The organism is Paracoccus sp. (in: a-proteobacteria), from assembly GCF_030538655.1.
In the GTDB taxonomy this organism is placed as follows: domain Bacteria; phylum Pseudomonadota; class Alphaproteobacteria; order Rhodobacterales; family Rhodobacteraceae; genus Paracoccus.
Genome location: NZ_JAUNTO010000005.1, coordinates 108916 through 121284, shown reverse-complemented (window position 1 = coordinate 121284; position 12369 = coordinate 108916). Strand labels below are relative to the sequence as shown.

Sequence of the window (12369 nt, the reverse complement as noted above, 5' to 3'; positions counted from 1 at the left end):
CTGACGAATGGGAGGAGAAACCATGTCATATCACCACCTGATCCGCGCCGCCTGTGCCGCCGCGGCCCTGACTGTGCCTGCCGCCGCCATGGCGCAGGACTGGCCCGCACGGGAACTGAACGGCATCATCCAATGGGGCGCGGGGGGCGCGACCGATACGGTCAGCCGCGCATTGCAACACAGTGCCGAACAGGAACTTGGCCGCCGCATCGTGATGACCAACCGTTCGGGCGGGTCGGGGGCCATCGCCATGCGCTATGTCCAGTCGCAGCGGCCCGATGGCTATACGCTGCTGTTCGGGGCCGAAAACCCACAGCTTTACAAGGTTCTGGGGCTGGCCGACGCGGATTATGGCGACTTTTTCCCGATCAACATCCCCGCGCGGGGCGTGGTGGTGATTACGGTTCCGGCGGATTCGCCCTATCAGACGCTGCAAGATCTGCTGGATGCGGCACAGACCAACCCCAACGGGCTGCGCATGGGCACCATGGGGCCGGGCAGTCTGTCGCAGGTGGTGGAAACGATGATCCAATCCGCGACCGATTTTCAGGTGACGGCGGTGCCTTTTGACGGTGAAGGTCCGGGCCTGACCGCGATGATGGGCGGCGCGCTGGACGTGATCCCCGCCAGCCTGTCCGCCGCGAACCCGATGATCGAGGCGGGCCGTATCCGCGCGCTGGCGGTGGTCAATGGCAGCGCCATCGAACAACTGCCCGGCGTGCCGCCGATCACAGACACATTGCCCGATCTGGATCGCTTTTTGCCCTGGGGGCCGTTCTATGGCGTCTTCGTGGCCAAGGACGCCCCGGCAGAGGCGCAGGACAAGCTGGTCGCGGCCTTTCATACAGCCGCGCAGAACGAAGACTTTATTGCCATGATGCAGGGCCGTGGCAATATCATGATGAACATCTCGGGCGACGAGGCACAAGCGTTTCTGACGCAATGGCAATCCGTGACAAGCTGGCTGTTGCAGGATGCGGGCGTGGCCAAGGCATCGCCCGAAGATTTCGGGATCGCACGCCCGTGATTTCCGGCCAGAACCAGTATGATGTGATCGTCGTCGGGTCGGGCGCGTCCGGCCTTGCGGCGGCGGTGACGGCGGCGCAGGCCGGGCTGTCGGTGCTGGTTCTGGAAAAGCATCACCAGTTTGGCGGCACCAGCGCATGGTCAGGCGGCTGGCTGTGGGTGCCGCTGAATCCTCTGGCCCGCGAGGCCGGGATCACCGAGGAGGCGGACACCATCCGCACCTATCTGCGCGCCGCATTGGGCAATCATTATGATGCGCCCCGGATCGACGCCTTTCTGGACGCGGCACCGGACATGGTGGCGTTCTTTCGCGATCTGGGGATGGAATGGGTGGCGGGCAACGCCATCCCCGACATGCTGGGCGATCTGCCGGGCGCAGGCATAGGCGGGCGGTCCGTGACCGTGGCACCGTTCGACGGGCGCAGGCTGGGGCATGATCTGCACCGGCTGCGCCCGCCCAAGCCGGAAACGGCATTCTTTGGCATGGGCATCGCCTCGGGCACGGATCTGGGGCATTTCCTGAATGCGGCACGTGCGCCCCGGTCATTTGCCTATGTCACGCGGCGGTTTCTTCGCCATATCTGGGACAGTGTGACGGTTGGGCGCGGACGGCATCTGGTCAACGGCAATGCGCTGGTGGCGCGGCTGGCGCGGCTGGCACTGGATAACGGTGCCCGCATCCAGACCAACGCCCCCGTCGCCGCCCTGCTGCGCAGCGGCGCGCGGGTTTCCGGGGTGCGGCTGGCCGACGGGGCCGAAATCACCGCCCGGCGCGGTGTCGTTCTGGCGGCAGGCGGCTTTCCGGCTGATCCGGTTCTGCGCCGCGAGACCTTTCCCCATACCCCGACCGGGGCCGAACACTGGACCGCCGCACCGCCTGAGAACGCTGGCGACGGGCTGCGGCTGGGGCAATCGGCGGGCGGGGTCTTTGACCGCGATCTGGCCCATCCGGCCAGTTGGGCGCCGGTATCGCTGGTGCCGGGGCGGGGCACGCCGGGCCACTTCCCGCATCTGATCGAGCGCGCCAAGCCCGGCATCATCGCCGTCACCCGCACCGGCCACCGCTTTGCGAACGAGGCAGACGGCTATCATCAGGTCATCGCCGCCCTGATCGGCGTCACACCCAAGGGCGAACAGCCGTGCTGTTGGCTGATCGCCGATCACCGCTTTGTCCGCCGCTGGGGGCTGGGCCACGCCAAGCCCGCGCCGGTGCCGTTGTGGTCTTCGCTGCGGTCGGGTTATCTGAAGCGCGGCCGGACGCTGGCCGATCTGGCGGCGGCCTGCGGCATTGACGCGGACGGGCTGACCGCGACCGTCACCGAATACAACCGCCACGCCGCGCAAGGGCGCGATCCGCAGTTCCATCGCGGCGAAAGCCCCTATAACCGCATCAATGGCGATGCCAGCCACCGCCCCAACCCCTGCGTTGCGCCGATCACCCACGGCCCGTTCTATGCGGTGCGGGTGCTGCCGGGCAGTCTGGGCACTTTTGCCGGGCTGGCGACCGATGCCCGCGCACGGGTTCTGGACAGGGCGGGCCAGCCGGTTGCGGGCCTTTATGCGGTGGGCACCGATGCGGCCAGCATCATGGGCGGCACCTATCCGGCGGGCGGCATCAATCTCGGCCCCGGCATGACCTTTGGCTATATCGCCGGACGCGATCTGGCGGCAGATGTTTCACGAAAGGAAAGCGCATGACATATTACGAACTCGCCACCCTGTTCCTGCCGATGGGAACCGCCCCCAAAGCGATCGAAGGCGTCCCCGCCTTTGCCGCCCAGGGCGCGGGCCGGTTTCTGGGCATGTGGATGGTCGATACCGGGCGGCTGAACCGCATGTTCGTGCTGCGCGGCTTTGACGATCTGGCACAGATGATGGCCGAACGCAAACGCACCCATGAAAGCACCAGCCCGTTCAATTGCGGCGATGTGCTGGGCGATCTGTCGCTGGACAGCTATGAGGCGTTTCCCTTTATTGCGCCGGTGCAGACCGGCGCGCATGGCGACATCTATGAATTCCGCACCTATCCGTTCAAACTGGCGGGCGGTTTCCCGGAAACGGCGGTGAAATGGGAACAGGCTCTGCCACAACGGGAAAAGTTTTCTAAATGCCTGCTGGCCGCGCGTGCGCTGGATGGTCGCCCGCGTTTCCTGAACATCTGGCCCTATGCCGACATCGCCGCCCGGTCCAAGGCACGGACCGATGCGGTGGCTGCGGGCATCTGGCCACCAGCGGGCGGACCGGCATGGTTGAAATCGGAAATGGAATCGGAAATCGCCATTCCGGCGGCGGGATCTCCGCTGCACTGACCCTTACCCTGATGGCCAACACGCCCCGCCAGACCGGCGGGGCGTGTCGCGTTACAGGTGATCGGGCGTCGGCAATCCGGCGGCATGGCGTGCCACGCGCCAGCCAAAGACCAGCGCCGGGCCAAGGGTGGTGCCGGGGCCGGGATAGGTGCCGCGAAAGATGCTGGCCGCGTCATTGCCGACCGCATACAGCCCAAAGATCGTGCTCTGATCGCCCTGAACCTGTCCGTGAATATCGGTGACGATCCCGGCGCTGCTGGCCAGATCGGCGGGCCGCACCTGAACGGCATGGAACGGCCCCGGCCCGATGGCGCGCAGACAAGGGTTCGGCCCGACCCCGGCATCACCGTTAAAGCGATTCATCACGCTGGAGCCGCGCCCCATGGGATCATCCCCGGTGACGGCGGCGCTGTTATAGGCGGCAACGGTTTCAGCCAGCCCCCCGGCATCGACACCAATCGCAGCGGCCAGCCCGGCCAGATCCGCCGCGCTGACAACATAGCCCGCCTTTTGCAGCCGTCGCAGCCCATGCCCGCCCGGCAGCACCAGCCCCAGACCATAGCGGCGAATGAACGCATCATCACAGATCAGCCACGCCGGGAAAGCGCCCTGCGCGATCTGCCCCATACAGAAATCGTGGTAACTGTCGCTTTCATTCACGAAACGCTGCCCCTGTGCATTGACCGCCAGCAGGCCGGGTTTGGCCCGGTCCAGCAGGATATGCGGCCAGACCGCCAGATGCCCATCGGCGCGGCGATAGCTGGACACCGGCATCCACAGCGCCGGGCTGTCGCCACCCGCGTCAATCCGCGCACCGACGGCCTGCGCGCGGTCGGCTCCGTCGCCGGTGTTGGTGTCGGGCGCCAGCGACAGATCGCGCGTGCCTGCCGGAAACAGCGCCGCACGGATCGCCGGGTTCCACGCCACGCCGCCGGTGGCCAGCACCACACCGCGCCGCGCACGCACCCGCAGCGGGCCGTCGGGCGTGTTCAGCACCGCGCCCGCCACCCGGTCGCCATCATGGATCAGATCGGCCAGCGGCGCGTTATAGATCACCGGCACGCCCTGCTGGTGCAGGCTGAACAGCAGCCGCGCCACCAGCGCATTACCCATCAACAGCCGCGTGCCGCGCGGGTGGCGCAGCCGATCGATCAGATAGCGCAGCACGATCCCCGTGCCTTGCCGGAAATTCGCCAGCGAGCTGAACGGGTTTAACAGCGCGTCAATCTCGGTCCGGCCCGCCATCATTCCGCCAAGGCCCATGAATTCCGGGCGCGGCGGGCGGATGCGGGTGAAATCGGCCCCAAGGCGCCGCCCGTCGAAGGCCAACGGCCCCATCGCCCGCCCGCCATAGGCCGCGCCCGGCCCGTCCAGATAATCGGGATGCGCGGCGGCAGCGGCGAACTGCACCTCGGTCCGGTCCTGAAATTCGGCAAAGGCGGCGCGGGCCGATGCCAGGAAGGCACCGCGCAGATCATCCCCGCCCCGGTCGCCAACGACATGGTGCAGAAACGCCTCCGCATCGGCGGCACTGTCATCCGACAGCGCATTCCCCGGCACCCAGACCGTGCCGCCCGATGTGGCCGTGGTGCCGCCGACCTGCCCGGTTTTTTCGGCAATCACCACCTGCAAACCGTTCAGCGCCGCGATCAGCGCCGTGGCCATCCCCCCGGCCCCCGCGCCGCAGACCAGCAGATCGGTTTCACGATCCCATTCTGTCGCCCCCCCCATCACGCGGCGTCCAGCACCGCGCGAGTGCACAGCGCGGCACGCTGCGCCGTATCCTCGGGGGACAAGCGGTTGCTGCGGTCCGCCACCTCGACCGAGATCATCACCCCCGGCGGGATTGCGCGGGCCAGCCCGGTCAGGTCAATCCCGCCCGCCCCCGGCATCAACCGTCCGCCGCGCGCCACGGCGATCAACCCTTCCTCGCTGCGGTCGTAATCAGCCGGGCCATCGCAGAACTGCGCATAGTTGATCCAGTCACGCGGCAGATCGCGGACCTGATCCGGCGTCGCGCCCGCACGGTCGTAATGCAACGCATCGATCAGCAGGCCCGCGTTCGGTGCCTGTGCCGCCGCCACAATGCGCCGGGCGGCCGGCAGATCGGGCACGGCGGTCCATGGCATGAATTCCAGATCGGCGGTCATCCCGAATTCCGCCGCAGCCGCACAAAAGGCGGCAAAGCTGTCGGTCAGGCGCGCCTCATCGCGATCATCGCCCGCCACCAGCACATGCCGCGCCCCCAGTTCGGCGGCACGATGCAGGAATGGCAAGGTGGCATCGATCTGGAAACCTTGGTTCAGGCGGATGATTTCCACATCCGCAACTATCAGCCGGGTATCACGCAGCGCTGCACGGGTTTCGGCCAGCAGGCGATTATCGGTCAACAGCGGATACGGCCCCTCATCCGAGGCGGCAGCGGGCAAAAGCCGCAGCCCGACGGCGGCGAAACCGGCACGGGCAGCCGCCTCGATCATGCGGGGCGGGGATGTATCGGGCAAAGTCAGAAAGGCCAGCGAAAGCGGATGATCGGCTGCGGACATGTTCCCCCCAACGGCAGCTATAGGTCAGGGGTAATATGTTAAAATATAGAATGCAATTCCATTATTGATCTATGTGCTGATTTATCCGTGCAATCCGCCCCGCAGCGCCGGTATTCGCCGCGGGGTCCAGCGCCCGGTGCCAGTCGCGTCCCGGCGCAAGGTCTGTCAGCGCATCCGCCAGCGGGCGACCGGATTGCAGCGCCTGCGCGACGATGGCCAGCGCATCCGGGCGGGGCATGTCGCGGGCCAGCAAAAAACCGGCTGCCTCGGCCAGCATGGCACCTTGATCGGCGTCGAAGGTGGCTTTGATGCGGTCGGGGTTGGCGCGCAGCGTGTCAACCAGCGACTGCGCCAGACGCAGGGCGGCCCCCGTGCGGATCGCCATATCGGGCAGGGTCAGCCATTCGATCGCCATCGCCGCACCGTCGCGTTCCTGCGCGTGGACCAGCGCCTGAAACAGCGTTCCGACCGCGCCAGCGTTCAGCCGGGCCAGCGTGACGAGGGCCTCGGCGGCGACGGGGTTGGATTTTTGCGGCATGGTGGATGAGCCGCCGCCGGTGCCTGCGGATACTTCACCGATTTCGGACTGGCCCAGCAGGATCAGGTCGGTGCCGATTTTGCCAAGGGTGCCGCTGACCAAGGCCAGCCACGCGCCCAGTTCGGCCTGCGCGTCGCGTGTGGCATGGGTCGGGATGGGCGCGTCGGCCAGCCCCAGTTCGGCAGCTAATGCGACGCGGACGGCGGCCATATCGGCCAGCGCCGCGCCGGTTCCTGCTGCGCCGAACAGCGAAACCGTCAACAGGCGCGGGCGCAATTCGGCCAGCCGGTCCAGATGGCGGCGCAAGGGCGCGCGCCAGACGGCGATCTTCGCGCCCAAGGTCGTCGGCGCGGCGATCTGGAACCGGGTGCGGGCGGGGATCGGCTGATCGGCATAGTCCGCCGCCTTGACCGCCAGCGCAGCGTCCAGCGCCGCGATCCGCGCCGCCAGCACGTCCAGCACGGCGGCCCATTGCAGCGCCGCCGCGCTGTCCTGCGCGTCCTGCGAGGTCGCGCCGAAATGCAGATAAGGCGCGGTGTCGCCAAGCGTGGATTTCAGCACCGCGACCACCGCCTGCGCGGCAATACCAGCGCGGGCGGTGGTCGCGATCAGCGCCGCCGGGTCAGGTGGGATCGCCGCCGCGATGGCGCGGGCGGCGGTGTCGGGGATAATCCCCATGCGCGCCTGCACCCTCGCAAGAGCCTGTTCGAAGCGCACTATCGCTACGACCTGCGCCTGATCGCCGATCAGCGCCGCGATTTCCGCGTCCCCGAACAGACCATCCAGTATCATCCCGCCCTCAGCCCCAACATATCCCGCGCCTGCTGCCATGTCGCCACGGGGCGGTCGTATTTCGCGCAGATCTCGACCGCGCGGCGGACCAGCGCGGCGTTGGACGGGGCCAGCGTATCGCGGTCGATGCGCACGTTATCCTCCAGCCCCGTGCGCGCGTGGCCGCCCGCCGCGATGGCCCATTCGTTCAGCACGATCTGCTGCGGGCCGATCCCGGCTGCGCACCATTGCGCGTCTTCGCCAAACAGCCGGTGCACGGTTTTGATATAATAATCAAACACTTCGCGGTCGGCAGGCATGGCGTTTTTGACCCCCATGACGAATTGCACATAGGGCCGGTCCTTGATGCGGCCGTCCTTCCACATCGCGGCGGCTTGCAGGATGTGCGAGAGGTCAAAGGCTTCGATCTCGGGTTTCACATCGTATTTAACCATTTCCGAGGCCAGCCAATCGACCAGATCCGGCGGGTTTTCATAGACGCGGGTCGGGAAATTGTTCGACCCGACCGAGAGAGACGCCATGTCGGGCCGCAGCGGCAGCATCCCGCCGCGCGCCTGCCCCGCGCCGGATCGCCCGCCGGTCGACAGTTGCACGATCATGCCGGGGCAGTGCTTTTCAAGGCCCTCTTTCAGCGCCGCAAACCGATCCGGGTCGCTGGTCGGCGCGCCCTGATCGTCGCGGACGTGGCAATGGGCGATGGTCGCGCCTGCCTCGAACGCCTCTTGCGTGGATTCGATCTGTTCCGCGATGGTGATCGGCACGGCGGGGTTGTTCGCCTTGGTCGGTAAAGACCCGGTGATCGCGACGCAGATGATGCAGGGGTTAGACATCGAAGAACACCGTTTCCTTGTCGCCCTGAAGGCGGATTTCAAAGCGATAAACCGGGGTTTCGCCGTCCGACCGCTGACCGATCAGCGTGGCGCGGCGGTTTTCCCATTCGATCAGGTTCAGCACCGGGTCAGCGGCGTTCGCATCAGCCTCATCGCTGAAATACATCCGCGTATTCAGCCCGATGTTGATGCCGCGCGCCACGATCCACAGGTTCAGATGCGGCGCCATCATCCGGCCGTTGCGGCCCATGACCGCGCCCGGCTTTACCGTGTCAAAGCCCCATTCACCGGTCTCGAAATCGGTGATCACACGGCCCCAGCCGCGGAACCCATCCTCGACCTCGCCGCCGCCTTCGGGGTGGGCATAGTGGCCGTCCGCATTGGCCTGCCACACCTCTAGCAGCACGTCCTTGACCGGGCTGCCCATGCCGTCGATGACCACGCCTTCGACGCGGATACGCTCGCCCTTGGCGTTCGGACCGGTGATGTCGTGGCCCAGTTCCTGCCGGTAGATGTCAAACCCCGCCGCACCGGGGGCCAGCCCGATATGCACATAAGGCCCCGCCGTCTGGGACGCCGATTCACGCAGGTAATTCAGGTTCTGAGCCATCAGTTCCCCTCCAGCCGGTTTTCAAACAGCGTGGACCGGCGGCCGCGCAGCACAATGTCGAATTTATAGGCGATGGAATCCAGCGGGATCGTGGCGTTCATATCCAGTTTTGCGATCAACTGCTGGATCGCATCCGGGTCGGGGATGGTCTGCACGATGGGACAAAGCGGGATCAGCGGGTCGCCCTCGAAATACAGCTGCGTGATCAGCCGCTGCACAAAGCCGGATCCAAAGACCGAGACGTGGATATGCGCGGGCCGCCAGTTGTTCACCCAATTGCGCCACGGATAAGCACCGGGCTTGATGGTGCGGAAAAAGTAATAGCCGTTCTCATCCGTCAGCGTCCGCCCGCAGCCGCCGAAATTCGGGTCGATGGGGGCAAGGTAGCTGTCTTTCTTGTGGCGGTAACGCCCGCCTGCATTGGCCTGCCACACCTCGACCAGCGTGTTCGGCACCGGCCGGGCGTTTTCGTCCAGCACGCGGCCATGCACGATGATGCGCTCCCCCACCGGGTCGCCGTTCTTGGCATAGTTCTTGATCAGATCGTTATCGATCGGGTCGATGTCATTGTGGCCAAAGCGCGGGCCGGTGATCTCGCTGATGGAATTTTGCAGCGAGATCATCGAAAAGCGCGGGCTGCGGGCGACGCTGGTCTTGTAATCGGGCGTCAGCGCGGGCGGGTGCAGGCGCCGGTCGCGCTGGTAATATTCGGCGGGTGTCATTCGGCCTCCTCCTCCATTTCGGCATAGGTCTGTTTGGCAAGCTTGAGCGCGTGATTGGCGCGCGGCACGCCGCAATAGATGGCGACATGCTGGAACACCTGCTGCACATCCTGTTTCGTCGCGCCGGTGCGGGCGGTGGCGCGAATGTGCATGGGGATTTCGTCCCAGTTTCCGGCAGCGGCCAGCAGGGCCAGCGTCAGCATTGACCGCTCGCGCCGGGTCAGGGCGTCGCTGGCCCAGACCGTTCCCCAGGCAGCGTTGGTGATCAGGTCCTGGAACGGCTGGTCGAAATCGGTCTTTTGCGCCTCGGCCCGGTCCACATGGGCGTCGCCCAGCACGGCGCGGCGGGTGGCCATGCCACGGTCGTAACGATCAGACATGGCCGATCCTTTGCAAAAAGCGGGTCAGGATGGCGGCATATTCCGCCGGGGATTCGACGCAAGGCAGATGCCCCGCGCCTTTGATTTCGGTGTAATCTGCGCCGGGGATCAGGGCGGCGGTGGCCTGCACGATCTCGGGTGGCATCGCGCCGTCAAGGCCGCCGCCGATCAGGTGAACGGGCAGGTCCAGCGTCGGGGCATCGGCACGATAATCGGCGGCGGCGATGGCCTGACAGCAGGCGATGTAACCCTGCACCGGCTGGCGTTCCAGCATCCGCTGCCACAGGCCAAGCGCCGGGGTGTTGCGGAAATCGGGCGAGAACCAGCGTTCCATCGTGGCGGCGCTGATGGCGGTGATGCCGCCCTGTCGGATGGTCTGGACGCGGGCGTTCCACATATCCGTCTCGCCAATTTTCGCGGCGCTGTTGGAAATCACCAGTCCCGCCAGCCCGCCATGGCGCAGCGCCAGCGATTGCCCGATCAGCCCGCCGATGGACAGGCCGACAAACACCGGGCGAGTCACGCCCAGATGGGCGATCAGCGCGGCGGCGTCATCGGCCAGCAGGTCAATGTTATAGGGGCCGGGGGTTTCCTCGGACAGCCCGTGGCCGCGCTTGTCGTAGCGGATCAGCCGCAGCCCACCCGGCAGATGCGGGATCAGCGCATCCCACAGGCGCAGGTCAGTGCCAAGCGAATTCGCAAAGACCAGCGCCGGGGCGTCTTGTGGCCCTTGGTCCGCGTAATGCAGATCGACGCCGTTGATGATTGCGCTGTGCATGATCCCCCCATGATTCCCTGAGTCCAAGATCACATATTGAAACCACCAAGTAAAATGAGATAATCAGCCTCACACTTGCCAAAAAAAGCAATCATGGACCGCCGCATCAAGCTTCGCCATATTCAGGCGTTTGTCGAAATCATCCGCCAGCGCAGCCTGAAGCGCGCGGCGGAACGGCTGCTGCTGACCCAGCCCGCGATTTCCCGCACGCTGGCGGAATTGGAGGAGATCACCGGCTCCACCCTGCTTACCCGCAGCCGCAGCGGTATCGCGCTGACGCCAGAAGGTGAGTTTTTTCACCGCTTTTCCGTGTCGGGCATGACCGCGCTGGAACAGGGGCTGGCGGGGCTTGGCGATCCGGCGCAGACCGGGGCGCGGGCTTTGCGGGTGGGGGCGCTGCCATCCGTGGCGGCGCTGTTGATGCCGGGGATCGCGGTGCGGCTGGCGGCCAGCGCACCGGAATTGCGGCTGACGATCATCGACGGGCAGCATGGCGCGCTGACGGCGCAGCTGCGCGCGGGCGATCTGGCCGCCGTCATCGGTCGTCTGGGCGAACCCGACACGATGCGCGGCCTGACCTTCACCCAGCTTTATCTTGAGGAAGTCGCCATTGTCACCCGCCCCGGTCATCCCATCGGGGCGGCAGGCGATCTGCACCAGATCAGCGACTGGCCGGTGATCTTTCCGCCGCCCGTCGCCGCGATCCGTCCGCTGATCGAACGGATGCTGCTTGCCGAAGGGCTGCCGCTGCCGCCCAACCGGATCGAGTCCGTCTCGGGCGCCTTTGGCCGCGCCTATACGCGGGCTAGCGATGCGATCTGGTTCATCTCGGCGGGCGTCGTCGCGGGCGATGTGGCCGAGGGGCGGCTGGCGCGCCTGCCCATCGACACAACGCTGACCCGCGGCCCGGTCGGGCTGATGGAACGGGCCGACGACCCCGCCAGCCCCGAACGCAGCCTGTTTCGCCGCGCGGCGCAGGATGCGGTGGCGGGGCTGCGGCTTGGTTAATACTTGATCTGCGCCAGCGACCGCAGTTCCTCGGGCGTGGTGGTCGGATAGCCGAAGAACTCCAGATAGGCGGGGATCTGTTCAAACAGCATGTCGGTGCCGATCTGGGTCTGACAGCCAAGCGCGCGGGCGGCGGCCAGAAAGGCGGTTTCTTCCTGCTTCATCACCACCTCGCCCACGAAACTATCGCCTGACAGGCGGGCCATATCCATTGGCATCGGATCGCCGGGGTTCATGCCCAAAGGCGTCGCGTTCACCACGATGTCCCAGCCCGCCGGGTCATTGCTGCCCGTGACGACCTCCACCGGATAGGCGGCGCGGATGCGGCCCGCCAGCCCCTCGGCTGCGGCGGCGTTCAGATCGAACAGCCCGATCCGCGCCGCCCCCGCTTTGGCCAAGGATGCCGCAATCGCCGACCCCACACCGCCCGAGCCGACGACCAGCGCGCTGGCCCCCGCGACCACACGACCCTTGCGCAGAACGCCGCGCACAAATCCCTCGCCGTCGAACATATCGCCGATCAACCGCCCGTCCGGATTGCGCCGGACGGCGTTGCAGGCACCGCAGATCTGCACGGTCACGCTGACCTCATCCAGAAGGCCGACGACCGGGACCTTGTGCGGCATGGTAATCAGCGCCCCGGCAAAGTTCCGCAGCCGGGCGACATGCGGCAAAAAGGTGGCGAAATCCGCCACTTCGCAGCCCATCGGCACCACCACGGCGTCAATGCCGCGCGCCTGAAACCACGGGTTATAGATCATCGGCGCCTTAAAGCTTTCGGTCGGCACGCCGATATGCGGCAGGATTTTGGTATAGCCAGAGATCATGTT

At 66.3% G+C, this 12369-nt stretch carries 13 protein-coding genes; 4 read left to right on the top strand and 9 right to left on the bottom strand.

The window, feature by feature from the left end:
- Window positions 1-22: 22 nt before the first annotated feature.
- Genes Q4G22_RS05295 through Q4G22_RS05285 form a run of 3 tightly spaced genes read left to right on the top strand, consistent with a single transcriptional unit; the run spans window position 23 to window position 3335 of the window.
- Window positions 23-1027: a tripartite tricarboxylate transporter substrate binding protein gene (locus Q4G22_RS05295; protein ID WP_303384858.1), complete on the top strand. Its 1005-nt coding sequence runs from the start codon at window positions 23-25 to the stop codon at window positions 1025-1027.
- A complete protein-coding gene (locus Q4G22_RS05290; RefSeq protein WP_303384857.1) occupies window positions 1024-2724 on the top strand; it encodes an FAD-dependent oxidoreductase in 1701 nt (566 codons plus the stop codon). Before Q4G22_RS05295 ends, Q4G22_RS05290 begins: the two co-directional genes overlap by 4 nt.
- A complete protein-coding gene (locus tag Q4G22_RS05285) occupies window positions 2721-3335 on the top strand; it encodes an NIPSNAP family protein (RefSeq protein WP_303384856.1) in 615 nt (204 codons plus the stop codon). The genes Q4G22_RS05290 and Q4G22_RS05285 overlap by 4 nt, the downstream gene beginning before the upstream one ends.
- Window positions 3336-3386: 51 nt before the next feature.
- Here Q4G22_RS05285 and Q4G22_RS05280 read toward each other — a convergent pair whose 3' ends face one another.
- The 8 genes from Q4G22_RS05280 to pcaD form a co-directional block, all read right to left on the bottom strand.
- On the bottom strand, window positions 3387-5066 hold the full coding sequence (locus Q4G22_RS05280) for an FAD-binding protein (RefSeq protein ID WP_303384855.1): 1680 nt from the start codon (window positions 5064-5066) through the stop codon (window positions 3387-3389).
- A complete protein-coding gene (locus Q4G22_RS05275) occupies window positions 5066-5881 on the bottom strand; it encodes a sugar phosphate isomerase/epimerase (protein WP_303384854.1) in 816 nt (271 codons plus the stop codon). Before Q4G22_RS05275 ends, Q4G22_RS05280 begins: the two co-directional genes overlap by 1 nt.
- 61 nt (window positions 5882-5942) lie before the next feature.
- The gene (locus tag Q4G22_RS05270) at window positions 5943-7211 is read right to left on the bottom strand and encodes a lyase family protein (RefSeq protein ID WP_303384853.1); all 1269 of its coding nucleotides are present in this window, start codon (window positions 7209-7211) and stop codon (window positions 5943-5945) included.
- On the bottom strand, window positions 7208-8041 hold the full coding sequence (locus tag Q4G22_RS05265) for a 3-keto-5-aminohexanoate cleavage protein (RefSeq protein ID WP_303384852.1): 834 nt from the start codon (window positions 8039-8041) through the stop codon (window positions 7208-7210). The genes Q4G22_RS05270 and Q4G22_RS05265 overlap by 4 nt, the downstream gene beginning before the upstream one ends.
- Window positions 8034-8651: a protocatechuate 3,4-dioxygenase subunit alpha gene (gene pcaG / locus Q4G22_RS05260; protein WP_303384851.1), complete on the bottom strand. Its 618-nt coding sequence runs from the start codon at window positions 8649-8651 to the stop codon at window positions 8034-8036. Before pcaG ends, Q4G22_RS05265 begins: the two co-directional genes overlap by 8 nt.
- Window positions 8651-9373, bottom strand: coding sequence for a protocatechuate 3,4-dioxygenase subunit beta (gene pcaH, locus Q4G22_RS05255; RefSeq protein WP_303360739.1), 723 nt, complete (start codon window positions 9371-9373; stop codon window positions 8651-8653). Before pcaH ends, pcaG begins: the two co-directional genes overlap by 1 nt.
- Window positions 9370-9753: a 4-carboxymuconolactone decarboxylase gene (pcaC, locus tag Q4G22_RS05250; protein ID WP_303384850.1), complete on the bottom strand. Its 384-nt coding sequence runs from the start codon at window positions 9751-9753 to the stop codon at window positions 9370-9372. The genes pcaH and pcaC overlap by 4 nt, the downstream gene beginning before the upstream one ends.
- Complete coding sequence (gene pcaD, locus Q4G22_RS05245; RefSeq protein WP_303384849.1) at window positions 9746-10531, bottom strand: 3-oxoadipate enol-lactonase; 786 nt, start codon at window positions 10529-10531, stop codon at window positions 9746-9748. The genes pcaC and pcaD overlap by 8 nt, the downstream gene beginning before the upstream one ends.
- Window positions 10532-10624: 93 nt before the next feature.
- Between pcaD and pcaQ the strand changes: the two genes are divergently transcribed.
- A complete protein-coding gene (gene pcaQ, locus Q4G22_RS05240) occupies window positions 10625-11539 on the top strand; it encodes a pca operon transcription factor PcaQ (RefSeq protein ID WP_303384848.1) in 915 nt (304 codons plus the stop codon).
- On the opposite strand, the gene Q4G22_RS05235 is transcribed toward pcaQ, so the two are convergent.
- Complete coding sequence (locus tag Q4G22_RS05235; RefSeq protein ID WP_303384847.1) at window positions 11536-12366, bottom strand: shikimate dehydrogenase; 831 nt, start codon at window positions 12364-12366, stop codon at window positions 11536-11538. The genes pcaQ and Q4G22_RS05235 overlap by 4 nt on opposite strands.
- Window positions 12367-12369: the final 3 nt, after the last annotated feature.